Annotated in this window: 18 protein-coding genes; 10 read left to right on the forward strand and 8 right to left on the reverse strand. The window is 33.2% G+C overall.

Features of this window, described 5'->3' with window-relative positions:
• Nucleotides 1-2: 2 nt before the first annotated feature.
• From cysS to C5F47_RS03785, 5 genes are all read right to left on the reverse strand, one after another.
• Nucleotides 3-1391: a cysteine--tRNA ligase gene (cysS, locus tag C5F47_RS03765; RefSeq protein WP_179361560.1), complete on the reverse strand. Its 1389-nt coding sequence runs from the start codon at nucleotides 1389-1391 to the stop codon at nucleotides 3-5.
• A 1-nt stretch (nucleotide 1392) separates the two neighbouring features.
• On the reverse strand, nucleotides 1393-2184 hold the full coding sequence (locus C5F47_RS03770) for an NAD+ synthase (RefSeq protein WP_179361561.1): 792 nt from the start codon (nucleotides 2182-2184) through the stop codon (nucleotides 1393-1395).
• A 187-nt stretch (nucleotides 2185-2371) separates the two neighbouring features.
• Nucleotides 2372-3004, reverse strand: a complete 633-nt coding sequence (locus C5F47_RS03775) for a hypothetical protein (RefSeq protein WP_179361562.1) — start codon at nucleotides 3002-3004, stop codon at nucleotides 2372-2374.
• A gap of 14 nt (nucleotides 3005-3018) precedes the next feature.
• Nucleotides 3019-3402 (reverse strand): hypothetical protein, encoded by a 384-nt coding sequence (locus C5F47_RS03780; protein WP_179361563.1) that lies wholly within the window; start codon nucleotides 3400-3402, stop codon nucleotides 3019-3021.
• A 143-nt stretch (nucleotides 3403-3545) separates the two neighbouring features.
• Nucleotides 3546-3848 carry a Rieske (2Fe-2S) protein gene (locus tag C5F47_RS03785; RefSeq protein WP_179361564.1) on the reverse strand — a complete coding sequence of 101 codons (303 nt, stop codon included), beginning with the start codon at nucleotides 3846-3848 and terminating at the stop codon, nucleotides 3546-3548.
• Between the two features lie 74 nt (nucleotides 3849-3922).
• Between C5F47_RS03785 and C5F47_RS03790 the strand changes: the two genes are divergently transcribed.
• Genes C5F47_RS03790 through C5F47_RS03800 form a run of 3 tightly spaced genes read left to right on the forward strand, consistent with a single transcriptional unit; the run spans nucleotide 3923 to nucleotide 7612 of the window.
• A complete protein-coding gene (locus tag C5F47_RS03790; RefSeq protein WP_179361565.1) occupies nucleotides 3923-5164 on the forward strand; it encodes an adenosylhomocysteinase in 1242 nt (413 codons plus the stop codon).
• A 37-nt stretch (nucleotides 5165-5201) separates the two neighbouring features.
• Nucleotides 5202-6857, forward strand: a complete 1656-nt coding sequence (gene metG, locus C5F47_RS03795) for a methionine--tRNA ligase (protein WP_179361566.1) — start codon at nucleotides 5202-5204, stop codon at nucleotides 6855-6857.
• A gap of 2 nt (nucleotides 6858-6859) precedes the next feature.
• Nucleotides 6860-7612: a DUF726 domain-containing protein gene (locus C5F47_RS03800; protein ID WP_179361567.1), complete on the forward strand. Its 753-nt coding sequence runs from the start codon at nucleotides 6860-6862 to the stop codon at nucleotides 7610-7612.
• A gap of 441 nt (nucleotides 7613-8053) precedes the next feature.
• Here C5F47_RS03800 and C5F47_RS03805 read toward each other — a convergent pair whose 3' ends face one another.
• Nucleotides 8054-8896, reverse strand: coding sequence for a TrmB family transcriptional regulator (locus C5F47_RS03805; RefSeq protein WP_246271186.1), 843 nt, complete (start codon nucleotides 8894-8896; stop codon nucleotides 8054-8056).
• 178 nt (nucleotides 8897-9074) lie between these two features.
• On the opposite strand from C5F47_RS03805, the gene C5F47_RS03810 reads away from it, so the two are divergent.
• Genes C5F47_RS03810 through ilvC form a run of 3 tightly spaced genes read left to right on the forward strand, consistent with a single transcriptional unit; the run spans nucleotide 9075 to nucleotide 11188 of the window.
• A complete protein-coding gene (locus C5F47_RS03810; RefSeq protein ID WP_179361569.1) occupies nucleotides 9075-9995 on the forward strand; it encodes an EF-Tu/IF-2/RF-3 family GTPase in 921 nt (306 codons plus the stop codon).
• A 34-nt stretch (nucleotides 9996-10029) separates the two neighbouring features.
• Entirely contained in the window at nucleotides 10030-10152 is a 123-nt protein-coding gene (locus C5F47_RS09740; protein ID WP_281361093.1) for a hypothetical protein, read from the forward strand.
• A gap of 37 nt (nucleotides 10153-10189) precedes the next feature.
• Nucleotides 10190-11188, forward strand: a complete 999-nt coding sequence (gene ilvC / locus C5F47_RS03815; RefSeq protein WP_179361570.1) for a ketol-acid reductoisomerase — start codon at nucleotides 10190-10192, stop codon at nucleotides 11186-11188.
• 9 nt (nucleotides 11189-11197) lie between these two features.
• Here ilvC and C5F47_RS03820 read toward each other — a convergent pair whose 3' ends face one another.
• A complete protein-coding gene (locus C5F47_RS03820; protein WP_179361571.1) occupies nucleotides 11198-11620 on the reverse strand; it encodes a cobalamin B12-binding domain-containing protein in 423 nt (140 codons plus the stop codon).
• Nucleotides 11621-11721: 101 nt separating this feature from the next.
• Here C5F47_RS03820 and C5F47_RS03825 point away from each other — a divergent pair, with 101 nt between their 5' ends.
• From C5F47_RS03825 to C5F47_RS03835, 3 genes are all read left to right on the forward strand, one after another.
• On the forward strand, nucleotides 11722-11985 hold the full coding sequence (locus tag C5F47_RS03825) for a hypothetical protein (RefSeq protein WP_179361572.1): 264 nt from the start codon (nucleotides 11722-11724) through the stop codon (nucleotides 11983-11985).
• 141 nt (nucleotides 11986-12126) lie between these two features.
• Nucleotides 12127-13026, forward strand: coding sequence for a transcription initiation factor IIB (locus C5F47_RS03830; RefSeq protein WP_179361573.1), 900 nt, complete (start codon nucleotides 12127-12129; stop codon nucleotides 13024-13026).
• Nucleotides 13027-13098: 72 nt separating this feature from the next.
• Nucleotides 13099-13428 (forward strand): winged helix-turn-helix domain-containing protein, encoded by a 330-nt coding sequence (locus C5F47_RS03835; RefSeq protein ID WP_179361574.1) that lies wholly within the window; start codon nucleotides 13099-13101, stop codon nucleotides 13426-13428.
• 7 nt (nucleotides 13429-13435) lie between these two features.
• Here C5F47_RS03835 and C5F47_RS03840 read toward each other — a convergent pair whose 3' ends face one another.
• Nucleotides 13436-13951 (reverse strand): hypothetical protein, encoded by a 516-nt coding sequence (locus C5F47_RS03840; RefSeq protein ID WP_425489571.1) that lies wholly within the window; start codon nucleotides 13949-13951, stop codon nucleotides 13436-13438.
• Between the two features lie 264 nt (nucleotides 13952-14215).
• Between C5F47_RS03840 and C5F47_RS09745 the strand changes: the two genes are divergently transcribed.
• Nucleotides 14216-14344, forward strand: coding sequence for a hypothetical protein (locus tag C5F47_RS09745; RefSeq protein ID WP_281361094.1), 129 nt, complete (start codon nucleotides 14216-14218; stop codon nucleotides 14342-14344).
• The last annotated feature ends 21 nt before the right edge of the window (nucleotides 14345-14365 follow it).

A 14365-nucleotide genomic window follows, 5' to 3' on the forward strand; every position in this document is an offset into this window, starting at 1 on the left:
TTTTATTTTTCAGCATTAATTTTTTCTTTTCTCATCCAGATTGTTTTTCCTTTATGATCAATTAATTCTATATTCATTTCATTTAATTTATCTCTAATTTTATCTGCGTCATCGTAATTCTTCTCTTCTCTAGCTTTTTCTCTGTTGATAATTAATTTATCAATTTCTTGTATTTCATTTTCCGTGATCCCTGGAATGTTTAATCCTAAAATCTGCAACATTCGTTTTAATTCTTTTTTAATAATTTGTGAATTTTCTTTTCCTAGTTTTTCATCAGCTGCTAATCGATTAGTCTCTTTTACTAGTTGGAAAAATGCAGATAATGCCAAATGTGTATTGAAATCACCATCTAATGCATTATCAAAATCTGTGCCTATTTTTTGTATAAATTCATCAATATTTTCAATATTTTCACTATTTGCATGGATTAATTCGTAATGACACGTTTCTACCTGCCTCCATTTGATTAGGTTTTCTTTTAGCAATTCTTCAGAATAATCAATTGGTTTTGAATAGTGTCCTGACAAACAGAACAGTCTGATGATGTTTGGCCCCCAATTTTCTATTACATGTTTAATTGATTTTACATTGCCAATTGATTTTGACATTTTTTCACCCTCTATAGTTACCATGCCTACATGCATCCAAATTTTTGCAAACTGACTATCTGTACATGATTCTGATTGTGCAATTTCATTCTCATGGTGTGGGAAAATCAGGTCTCGCCCTCCTCCATGAATGTCAAAGTTTTCTCCAAGATACTTTATGCTCATTGCAGAACATTCTATGTGCCATCCTGGCCTTCCTTTACCCCATGGGCTATCCCATGTTGGTTCTTTATCTGATAATTTCCATACTGCAAAGTCTAGTGGATCTTTTTTTTCTTCATCGACTTCTATTCTTGCTCCTGATTGAAGTTCATCAATTTTCTTTTTTGATAATTTCCCATATTCTGGAAATTTTGATACTGAAAAATATACTCCGTTCTTTGTAGCATATGCGATATCTTTTTCAATTAATTTTTCAATAAACTTTATAATGTCTCCAATATGTTCAGTTGCTTTTGGATAGTTTGTTGCACGTTTTACATTTAATCCATCAAAATCGGTATAATAATTCTCAATGTATTTTCTGCTGATTTCTTCTGCTGTTGTATTTTCTTTATTGGCCCTATTGATTATTTTGTCATCTACGTCTGTAAAGTTTTGAATGAACTCAATTTCCACTCCTTTGTTTTCAAGATATTTCCTAAGAACATCAAAAACTATGATTGTTCTTGCATGACCTATGTGGGATTCATCATATACTGTGACTCCACACAGGTAAATTTTGACATTTTTAGAAATATCTACTTCTTGTTCTAATTTTGATAATGTGTCTTGTAGTTTCATTCTACTCTCTATCTGGTTTTTGTGATGGCAATCTTTTATGTTCACTGTTTATGTGTAGTTGATGAATTTTTTCAATAATTTTTCTGTCAATTTGTGTCTCTGTCTCGGTTTCTTCAATTGATTTGTTTTTATCCAACAAACAATATAAAATTGAATCAATTTCTTCGTATTGCACTCCTAGTTCATTTTCTGCCTCATGATCTTTCCATAGATGAGGGCTGCTTTTCTTTGCAATAACATTTTCTGGAACTCCTAAATATTTTGCAATCTCTCTGACTTGTAATTTGTATAATGAGATTATTGGCGTAATGTCTGATGCTCCGTCTCCAAATTTTGTAAAATATCCTATCATGTATTCACTTTTGTCACTTGATCCTAGTACGAGATAGTTTTTGGCATTTGCATAATAGTACAAAATATTAGTTCTTACTCTAGCTCTTAGATTCCCTTTTGCTTTTTCATTGGGTTCAAGATACATTGAATATTCGTTGACAATTGGTTTGATGTCTATTAGCTTGTATTTGATACCTGTCAATGAAATCATTTTCAGAGCATCTTCAGTTTCTGAATTTGGTGTAATTGAAGTGTCTGGCATTATTAGGGCAAGAGTCTTGTCTTGTAATTTTCGCTTACATATGTAGGCTAGAACTGCAGAATCTATTCCTCCGCTTAACCCTAAAATTAATCCGTCAGAATTATTTTTTTCAATCTGACTTGATAGAAAACCTTCTATTGTTTCAGTTATTTGTGAATAATCTTGATTTTTTATCTCATTTATGATACCTTGATTCAATATTTTTTTTATAATATGTGAGAATAAAATCTATTCCTAATATTGGAACAAAATAGTTCATTTTGAACACACATTATTCCATATACTAACTTCGTATAGTAATATTACAGAATAATCTGTGCCCAACATAACCCATACCTAGCACAAGGGAGGGGAACTTTGTCCCTTCTCTTTGCATTCTATCTTTCTAAATTTTACCTGTTGCCAAATTACTCAAAAATACAATTTTTTCAATTGATTCTTGACTGTAATGACCTTCGATCAAATTAACTCTTATCCGCACATCTTTTTTGGCACATTCTGAAAATAGCAAATCATTTTCAATTTCATTTTCTTCTCCATAATAGTCATAATATCCAACAACGCAATTTGGAATCAAATCTAATCCGTCAATAATTTTTTCAGTTTTGGCATCTATCTGTAAAAATATGTTGTTTACTGCATCTTTAGAAATCCAATTAGAAACAAGTTCTCCTTTCCAAATAAAAATCTGATATGTTTCATTATTCTTATATGAATAAGTGTAAGATGTAGACAGTATTTCATTTCCTGCAACTGTTTTTTTGATTATGACTGGATTCTCTCCTTTAATGAATTCTTTACTGGAATCAGACCATAACAAATTCCAGTCTTTTCCTAATTCTCCTCCTCTTGGAAGAATTTTTGTTATCTCTTCATTCCATTCAGAATCGTATATTTTTTCTTTGTATACTTGAATTTTATTTTCAGAATCTGCTTGTTGATCTGATATTACTACTGCTCCTGAAATTATGGCCGCACCAATGATCAAATTTATGCCAATTATTGTAATCGAATTCATTTAATTTCCTATTTTTATTGATTTTCTAAAATATCAAATGATGTTGATAAAGAATTCTCGTAATAATTCAATGTGACCAAATGTTTTCCTATCTGTGAATCCTGGGTGACGTGGAGTAGTGTGTAAATTTCTCCTTTCTTTGAAGCATAAGTATTGATTTCTTCTATAGTTTTATCAGGATATGTAATGGTGATCACAATCTCTTCTCCACGATTATAGTTTTCAACAAATCCGATAATTGTTAATTCTTGATAATTGTATTTTGATTCGGGTTGTTGGAATTCCACCTCGTCTACTGCAATGAATGGTGTTTTTTCAACTTCTTGTCCAAATGCAGTTTGAGCAATACCTACTACCAAAATCCCCAGTAACATTGGGAGTATTACTTTACTTTGCATAAATTAATTTCAATTTTTTAAGATAAAAGGCGTGTGCGAATATACCAGTTTTGGAAGTTTGCTTTAATTGTAATTTTACGAGAATACAGAATCTGTGACTAAAACGACACTGTATTTTTTTTAATTTACAAATAATTTAGAGATTAAATGTCGATGTAAATGCCATCATCTCTGGCCTCAACTGGATAAGTTTCTAGTTTGACTTCTTTTAGATAGTCTGTTAATTCTCCTGTTTTGATATTGTAATGCCAAAAATGTAATGGACATTCTACAATATCTCCTTCTAACTTACCAGGTGCAATAGAGCCATCTTGATGTACGCATAGATCATCCATTGCATGATATCCATCTTGATTGAAAATTGCTATCTGCTTGCCGTCGACTTTGAAAGCTTTACCTTTACCTGCTGCAACTGCTCCTTTATCTGCAACTTTCTTCCAAGCCATACTCATGTGATATACTTGTCATTTATTTACATTCGCATGATAGAATTTTATACTGTAGTCTAAGCGTTGAATCATTGAGTAAAGTAAAGTCTAGTCCAAAATTGATCAAAGAAGGTAAGTTATCTTATGAATGGGCAAGATCTCATATGCAAATTTTAGATAATACTATTAATCGATACAAAAAATCAAAACCTCTCAAAGGAATTACTTTGGGATTTTGTCTTCACATCACTAAAGAAACATCTGTTTTATTGATGGGTGCTAAAGAACTAGGAGCCACAGTTGCTTGTTGCGGTGGAAATCCGTTAACCACACAAGACAATATTGCAGCATTTTTAGCATCTCAAGGAATCAATGTTTATTCTTGGCATGGACAATCTGTCAAAGATTATGATTGGTGTATTGATCAAGTTCTAAAACACAAACCAACTATCCTTACCGATGACGGAGCTGATATGAACATCAAAGCTCATTTTGATAAACGATTCAAAGACATGGAGGTTCTTGGGGCAACAGAGGAGACTACTGCTGGTGTTACAAGAATTAGAGCTGTAGAAAATCAGGGAAAACTTCGCTACCCTGTAATTTTAGTTAATGAAGCATATACAAAACACATGTTTGATAATAGATATGGTACAGGACAAAGTACCATTGATGGATATCTCCGTGCAATGAATCTTCTCATGGCATCAAAACGTGTAGTTGTTGTTGGTTATGGATGGGTTGGACGTGGTGTTGCATCCCGATGTAATGGAATGGGTTCCAAAGTAATTGTAACTGAAGTGGATCCTATCAAAGCTCTTGAAGCTCACATGGATGGATTTGAAGTAATGCCAATGTCACAAGCTGCAAAGATTGGAGATATGTTCATCACTTGTACTGGAATGACCAGTGTGATTCGCAAAGAACACATTATGAAAATGAAAGATGGTGCAATCATGGGTAATGTCGGTCACTTTGATGTTGAAATTGATAGTAAATTCTTGTTGAAATCTTCAAAATCTGTTAAAGAAGTACGACCAAGTCTTGATGAATGTATTTTGAAAAATGGAAAGAAAGTTTATCTCATTGGACAAGGACGTCTTGCAAACTTGGTTGCAGCAGAAGGACATCCGCCTGAAGTAATGGCACAGTCATTTTCAAATCAAATTTTATCTGTTTTGTATATTCTTAAAAATCACAAAAAGATGGAAAATAAAATCATCAATGTTCCTGAAGAAATTGATCAACAAATTGCAGTTGATGCTCTAAAGGCTATGGATGTTAAAATCGATAAATTAACTCCAGAGCAAGTAAAATATGCCAATAACTGGTAAACTTCTTAAGATCAATATCGCCACATGCTAATATCTGATGAACAAAAAAGCTATCATTACAAGTGCGTTACCATATGCAAATGGTGAAATCCATTTAGGACATGTTGCATCCACATATCTTCCAGCCGATGTAACTACAAGATTTCTAAAACTAAACGGTGTTGAAGCATACTATGTTTGTGCATCTGATGATTTTGGAACTCCTATTTTGATTCAATCTGAAAAGGAAGGCAAAACTCCTGCAGAATATGTTGCACATTGGAACAAGAGAGATTATGATGATTTTGCTGCATTCAATATTGGGTTTGACTATTTTTACAAAACAAGCTCCTCAGAAAATATCTCATTTGTTCAAGATGTTTTCAAAAAACTAAATGATTCTGGATATATTTATGAAAAAGAAATAATTCAATTCTATTGCAATAATGATAAAAAATTCTTACCTGACAGATATGTGAAAGGTATCTGTCCTTATTGTAAGGCTGAGGACCAATACTCTGATCTTTGTGAGAGTTGTGGCCGTGTACCTGAAGAAATAACTGATCCAAAATGTTCTCTATGTGGTAAGCCTCCTACTAAAGAAAAAACAACTCATTATTTTTTCAAACTCAAAGATTTTGGTGAACCCCTATCTAAATGGCTAGAAGAAAGTCCACATCTTCAAAAAGATGTAAAAAAATATGTGCAAAATTGGATCAAATCTGGATTAATTGATTGGGATATAACTCGAGATATTCCTTGGGGCGTTCCTGTTCCACTTGATGGTGCTGATGGCAAAGTTTTCTATGGTTGGTTTGATAACCACTTGGCATACATTTCTACTGCAATGAAATTTCTAAATGATAAAGGAATAGATGGAAAAGAATTTTGGAACTCTGCTGATATTTACCATTTTATTGGAAAAGATATTGTATACCATCATTATCTATTCTTACCTGCAATGAGGTTGGGAATCGGCTCTGAGTACAAATTACCTGATTATATTCCAACTCGAGGTCACTTGACATTACAATCAAAGAAAATTTCAAAAAGCAGGAATTGGTATATTGGATTAAAACAATTTTTAGAGTACTATCCTGCTGATTATTTGAGATTCTATCTTGTTTCAATTAATCCGTACTCTCAAGATGATTTGAATTTTGATTGGGATGATTTTACAACTAGAATTAATTCAGAATTAATTGGCAATCTTGGAAATTTCATAAATCGTGCACTTGGATTTACTAAAAAAGCATTTGATGGAAAGGTTCCAGAATCTGATGCCTTTGATGAAAAAGATTCTGAAGCTGAACAAAAAATCAAACAACTTGCAAGTGATGTTGGCATATTAATGGAACAAAATCATCTTGATCGTGCATTGAAAAAGATCATGGAATTCTCATCCTTCTTCAATCAATATTTTCAACACAAGGAACCTTGGAAAAAGGGGCCTGGCACTGCAAACTGTGTTTATCTATCTGTAAATGCAGCTAGGGCTTTGGCTATAGCAATTTGCCCGTTCATGCCTGAATCTGCCCAAAAAATTTGGATTCAATTAGGGTTGGATGGTGACATTGCCAAATCTTCTTGGTTTGATATGTCTGAATTAGGAATTTCAGCAAATCATGAATTAGGTGAAGCATCACCATTATTTGCAAGAGTTGAAGAAGAAGATATTAAAAAACACAAAAGTCAATTAGGTCCTTCTGAATAATCATGAATCCTATTCCAAGAATTTCCACTAGGGGGTATTATGATCTTTCAACTGGTAGTACGTTGAAAAACAATTCTTACTTTACATATCCAAAAAAAGATTTTAAAAAATTGGTAAATTCAAAAGAACTCACAATCATGATTCATGGATTACGAAATGACAATGCAGGAGCAGTTGCTAAGGTTCTTTTAGCAAAAAAACAATTACGTAAACTTGGATATGTTCATCCTGTAATTGGATATAGTTATGACTCAAACACTACAGGAGCTCATTTGATAAAACACGCAAAACATGCTCTTGCCGTAGGTCAAAAAATTGCAAAGAAAAATGGTAGAAATCTTGGTAAATTTATTGAAGATTTCAAATTAACTAGTCCAAAAACAAAGATTAGGCTGATGGGTCATTCTTTAGGTTCTCAAGTAATTTTAAGCACTTTAGAGTATCTTGCAAAAAAGAAACAAAACATTGGAGTTGTTGAAGGTGTTTATTTTTTTGGGGCGTCTATAACTGAAGATGTTCCATCCTCCAAAAAATATGGGAAAATTATCCAATCTATTGTAAATTCAAAAGTTGTAAATCATTATGCTCCAACTGATGAAGTTCTCAACTGGGCAAATAATGAAAAATATGTGAAAGGTCCATTGGGTCTTAATGGTGCCACTGGAAAACCTGTGAAAAAATATCGACAAAAATTGGTAAAACCAAAAAATCACCGATTTGCAAGTTATGCTGATGTTTTGAACTCGTTCCCGTAGGCCAAAACGGTCTCCATGTTTAGTATGATTTGTACGTTAGTCTTTTATATAAAAAATGAACCTCATACCTTATTATGACAACTAGAATGGGTTCTTCAGCAAATAAATCTATTTTATACCATCTTCATATTTTGGATGAACAACAGGATGTCAAAACTGATCTTTCCGAATATCCATGCTAGAACTCTTTTTAGACTTCATTTTCTATGACTATTCATGAATGGAACTAGCTGTGACAGTTGCTTTACTGGATATAGGCCTGGACAACTAATTTCATGTGATCAATGTGGGGATGAATTTTGTGATAGTTGCATAAAGAACCACAAGCATTAATGCTGTTTTCTATATTTTATTGATTTTTTACTTTGGCCTGAATTTTAATTCTGTTTAATATCAAACCTGTCAACTCGTTCAATTTGTCGATATTGGGAATGTTTTTACTCAATATGCTTTTTCTCCTTTTTCCCAAGATAATTCAAACAAAGTACTCATCATGTCTACCAAAGTGTCTGAATCGGACCACCATGCAAAGATTTGTCTTGTAGGGTGATTTGCATTTCTCATAAAAATTAAAACTTCTTTGGAATCATTAATTACAAAACATTTGTTTTCTGTTTTTAGATCACACATTCGAATTTTATTCTGATCTAAATCTGAAAGAAATTCTGGCATTTGTGATGATGGTGAGATGACTATGTCTAATTCTGATGTTGAATCTTTTACCCAATCAAAAACATCTGCATAATACATTCTTAACACATCTGCCATACTTCCTAAAACTTTGATTGATTCGGTACTAGAACTAACCATGTCTTTAATTTTATTTGAAATTGGACCTGAACCATGTAACAATTGCATTTTTTCTGATTTTGATTCATCGGTTTCTACTGCAAAATATGGTATTGCATCCCACATTTCAGATAATGATTCTTCTTTAACTGCAAGTGTGTCGATTCTATCTTGTTCTTGTTTAACTAGAGTTGTAACTGCTTCTTTCATTTCCATTGCAGTGTATTTGGTAGGGTGTGTAAGTTCTGCAGTTACTAGACCCAAATTCTGCAGAGAATTCACAAGATGATATGTTTCAGTTCTTGGCAACTGTAATGCTTTAGAAATCTCTGATGCGGTTTTTGCACCATATTTTCCAAGATAAATGAAAACTTTGGCCTGGCTTTTTGTTAATCCAAAATTGATTAATTCATTTCTAATTTTTTCTAATGTAATTTTGTGCTTATACATTGCAGTGTCTGATTCATTATCAAATAGGTTGAGTTGTTCTTTCATCGTCATTTTTCTTGTATTCCTTAGGTATGTCTATTCTATATCTCCAAAGGAACATTTAACCTTTGATCGCTTCCAGGCTGGTCTTTTATTTTTTTCACACTTTAATTTCAGTTTGAAAATACTTCCAGTTTTTTAGACTCTTCAAAAATTCATAAGGTCTGTTTTTTTGTTATCCGTTATGGTACGATCAATCAATTTTGTTGTTCTAGGAAAACAAGAAATTGCATCTGAGTTTGGAAAAAAAGGTACAGAATCTGATCTTACTCTATATGATAGAAAAGAATCTGACATAATCAAAACCTGGGTAATTCCAAATGGATTTCCTGACAAAATCCAACCTCTCTTTCAGGCAATTAATTTGGCTGAATATGTGATATTACATGTTGATAAACTAGACAAATTTACTGGCGAACAAATTATTGCTCTTGACTCTTTAAAAAAGGAAAAGGGAATTCTATCACATACTTTTGATGTTGATGAATCCAAATTGGAGATGATGATTAAAGGAACAGTTGTAGAAAATTACATCAAAGTTGAACAAGATAAAATTAAAGAAGAAATGGATAAACTAGAACCAATTACCAATGATGATCCATCTGAATTACTAATAGATCATTGTTTTGATGTGAAAGGTGTTGGTACTGTCATTTTAGGTAAGGTGACAAATGGAACAGTAAAACAATATGACAATTTGAAATTATATCCTGCTGGAATTGATGTTTTGATAAAATCTATTCAAATGCATGATGATCCTGTATCTGAATCGATATGCCCTGCAAGAGTTGGGTTGGCAGTAAAGGGCGCAAAACCTGATGAAGTTAGTCGTGGTGATGTTATTTCAGTAGAGGGTGCAGTTGATGTAAAGACTGAGATTAAACTTGATTTTCAAAAGAGTCCATTTTACAAAAGTGATATTGCAGAAAATCAAGGATGTTTAGTTAGTATTGGTTTGCAAATCAAAGCTGCCAAATTTTCATCCATCTCTCCATTAAAATTAACATTTGAGAAACCAATTGTTTGCAAAAAAGGCCAAGTGGCAATAATTCTAAAACCTGAATCCCCTACCATTCGAATTCTTGGTAGTGGCCCTATCCAATAGACTGATTTAATTAAATCAAATCTTGTTATTGCATATGGGAGAACCACTACGTGCATGTCCTATTTGTCCTGAATGTGGTTCAAAGAGATTCATTAGAATTCCTGGTGATAAGGTCACTGTAAAATGTCGTTCTTGTGATAAAGTAATTGAAATCTAAATCATAGTTAATATTTGCAATATTTCTGCCAGAATCTATGGCAAAAACATGGAAAGATACCGATATCAGTCTTGATCCAATTAAAGATCAAACAATTGCTGTAATTGGTTACGGAATCCAAGGTGATGCACAAGCAAACAACATGAAAGACTCTGGTCTTAATGTGATAATTGGTCTTAAGGAAGGCGGTAACAGCTGGAAAAAGGCAGAAGCTGATGGTCACAAAGTAATGTCTGTTACAGATGCAACAAAACAAGCAGACATTGTTCACATATTGATTCCTGACATGATTCAAGGTCAAGTATACAAAGACGAAATCGGACCAAATCTTTCAGAAGGAAAAGCATTGTCATTTTCTCATGCAGCTGCAATCTATTGGAAATGGATTGAAGCACCAAGCAATGTTGATTTAATCATGATTGCACCAAAGGGACCTGGTTCCAAAGTCCGAGAAACTTATCTTGATAATTTTGGTACTCCTGCAATTGTTGCAGTTGAACAGGATTTTTCAGGAAAAGCCTGGGATAGAACATTAGGAATTGCAAAAGGTATTGGAAGTGCAAGAGCTGGATTAATCAAAACTGAATTCAAAGAAGAAGTAGAAACTGATTGGTTTGGTGAACAAGCAGACCTTTGTGGTGGAGCAGCTTCTATGGTAACAAATGCATTTGAAACTCTTGTTGAAGCAGGATACCAACCAGAAATTGCATACTTTGAAGTTTTACATGAACTCAAACTCATTGTAGATATGATTCAGAGATATGGAATTAATGGAATGTGGAGACGTGTTAGTGAAACTGCCAGGTATGGTGGATTAACTCGTGGACCAATGGTCATGGATGCTGCAAACAAAGCAAACATGAAAAAAGTTCTTACCATGATTCAAGATGGTACATTCAACAGCGAGTGGATTTCTGAATATCAGAAAAATGGTAAAGATGCATTTGACAAATACATGAAAGAATATGACGAACACCAAATTGAAAAAGTTGGTAAAGAAATGCGTAAAATGATGTGGCCTGATTCCACAGAATAATCTTTTTTCTTATATTTTTCTTAATTTAGACACGCCAGTTGTAATGTGGTCTATGATTGTTGGTAATGGTGTTCCTGGACCAAACACGTGGTCTACTCCACCTTTAACTAAGTCCTTATGATCAATTTCTGGAATTACTCCTCCTCCAACTATTAGTACATCTTTGATACCTTTCTTTTTGAGATTTTTAACTACTCTTGGGAAGAGTGTTCCATGTGCCCCATTAAGTAAACTCATTGCAATTGCATCTACATCTTCATCTTCTGCAATTTGTGCAACTCTGTCTGGGGTGGCAAAAAGTCCTGAATAGATTACTTCCATTCCTGCATCTCTGAATGCTCTACATAATACAAGAGCGCCTCTATCGTGCCCGTCTAATCCTAGTTTAGCAACTAAAATTTTGATACTTCGTGATGCTGCTTTTTGCTTCATGATGATAGTTGTATTTTGGGATATTTTAAAAGGTTTATTTGATTTACTCTGCTTGACCTCTTCAAATATATTGATTCATCTATCAATAGTGACGACAAGATATGACTGAAGATGTATGTGATTTTTGTAAAGGCGTTGGTTCTTCATCTACAAATATCTGTGTTTATTGTAATGGAACTGGAGAATGGAATCAGGCAGCACAAGCATATGTGAAAAATCATATTTGTCAATGTATTGTGCTTGATAGAAAATTTTGTCCTGTTTGTAACAAAGCCTGTCATCATGATACTTCATTGAATCCCAAACAAACTATTGATCCTGGTTATGGGGGCATGTCGTCTCGTGAAATTATTGTTGGTGCATAAAATCTAAAATCTTTTTGTCATTAATTCAAGAAAATACTCACCCTTCTTATAGATGAGAATTGCTTCTAAATCATGTTTAATTATATTGGTTCATCTATTGTTTCAATTATGACTTTTCAAAAAACCAAGGTAGGGTTCTAAATGGAAAATCCATCTTGTGCACGTTGTGGAAAAAATTCCATTCTGTCTGATGAAGTTACAGGTGAACAGTTTTGTGGAAAGTGTGGATATGTAATTGATGGAAAAACTCAGGAATCTGGTCCTGAATGGAGATCATTTCAAAAAGATGGTGGTGCAGATCCTGCAAGAACTGGTGCTCCTTCGTCATTGATGATTCATGACATGGGTCTCTCAACTGTAATCAATCCTCTAAACAAAGATGCATCTGGAAAACCACTTTCAACATCTATGAAAAGTACTATTGAGAGATTACGAACTTGGGATAGTAGAAGTCAAGTTCATGCTCCTGTTGACAGAAATTTAAGACAAGCTCTAAGTGATTTAAATAAATTAAAAGATAAAGTTGCAATTCCTGCAAACGTTTTAGAAAAAGCAGCTTACATTTATCGAAAAGCTTTAGAAAAGAAATTAGTTCGAGGAAGATCTATTTCTGCAATGATTGCTGCATCCCTGTATGCAGCTTGTAGAGATACAGAAACTCCACGAACTCTAAAAGATGTTGCTGATGCTGCAAATGTTAAACGAAAAGACATTGCAAGATGTTACAGGTTACTCCATCATGAATTGGAATTAAAAATGCCTGTAGTTGATTCCATTCAATGTATTGCAAGAATTTCAAGTAAGCTTGAGATTTCTGAAAAAACTAAACGTTATGCAGTCAAAGTTCTCAAAGAAGCACAAGACCGTAAAGAATCTGCTGGAAAAGATCCTATGGGGCTTGCAGCAACTGCACTTTATCTTTCCTGCGTCAAGAATGGTGTATCAATAACTCAAAGGGATCTTGCAGAGGCTGCAGGAGTGACAGAAGTAACAATAAGAAATCGTTACAAGGGTTTGAAAGCAGAACAGTCGACAAAATAATTCTTTGTATTGTCTTGCAATGCACACATGTGTCTTCTCGGCAATTATATCTTAAAATCACATAGTAATAGTATGCAAATCTTAAATCAATTAAAAATAGAAGAACCAGAAAGAAAAGAATCTTTTCTAGAAATTCTTTCTGACAAATACTGTAGAGCAATATTAGAAGCAATTATGGACACTCCAAAATCTGCAATTGAAGTATCTAGAGAAAAAAACATCCCTCTAAGTACTGTGTATAGAAGAATTCAACAATTACATGATTCAAAAATGATTAGAACTTCTGGAGTGATCACTGATGAAGGCAAGAGATTATTTTTGTATAAGAGTAAGATCAAGGCAGTCAACACCAGTTTTAGTGATGGCAAAATAGATGTGGATGTAGTTTTTAACAAAAACTAATCTTCATTTAATATTCATGCTCGCTAAAATCTCCGCCCAATGCTATTGTTGCAATGACTGTTGATTCAGTAGTTTGACATTTCATTTTTGAATCTGGCAAGAACTCTTTGAATATTTCTTGTAGTAGTTGTTCTGTAAATATTGACCAATTACTTCCTAGTTCATGCTGAATGATAAAGTGGTGGAGTTCTCCTTCTATTCTGTGATCTGACTTCATTCCTGATGCACGCATATAGTCCTCTAATGTTTCAATACATCTTTTCAAATCATATTTTCCTTTGATAAACAACACTGTATCTTTAATTACTGGTTTTATCACATTGATAATTTCATTAATTTCATCTGCAGTCATTTCAATTCCAAGAGTGTCAAGTATTTTTTTAGGAACTGGAATGATGCCTATTTTATCTGCAAATCTGTCCCATTGAACATATTTTTCTAAAATCTGTCTTGCCATAACATTGTGTGAGATATTTTTATTCATAGCTTCTGTTTCTATTTCTTCAACAAGTTTAACAGGCAAACGATAGGTTACACTACGTGTTTTTTCTTTTTTAGGAGGATGCTGCTGGCGTTTTATTGTGGAATCCAATTAACACAACTATCCGAAATAGATTGAATATAAAGTTGATTCAAGAGTGCCTGAAAATCTGTTCTCAAATTTGATAATCGTATTTCACTATAAAATAAAATAATTCTGTAATGTCTAATGAGGGAATAAATGTGGAAATTTCAACATTAATTCATTTGAGACATGGGACAATATTGCAAAAATTGTGAAAAATTTATGAAAAATCCTGATATGACTCATTGTTCTGATGAATGTTTATTGATCTCAATTAAGGATAGCAATTCACTAGATGAATATGGATATAGTGCAATTACTTGGGATGAAAAATCAGATCCTTGGACATGATATAAAATAGAAAATCTACTT

The organism is Nitrosopumilus cobalaminigenes (genome assembly GCF_013407145.1).
In the GTDB taxonomy this organism is placed as follows: Archaea; Thermoproteota; Nitrososphaeria; order Nitrososphaerales; family Nitrosopumilaceae; genus Nitrosopumilus; species Nitrosopumilus cobalaminigenes.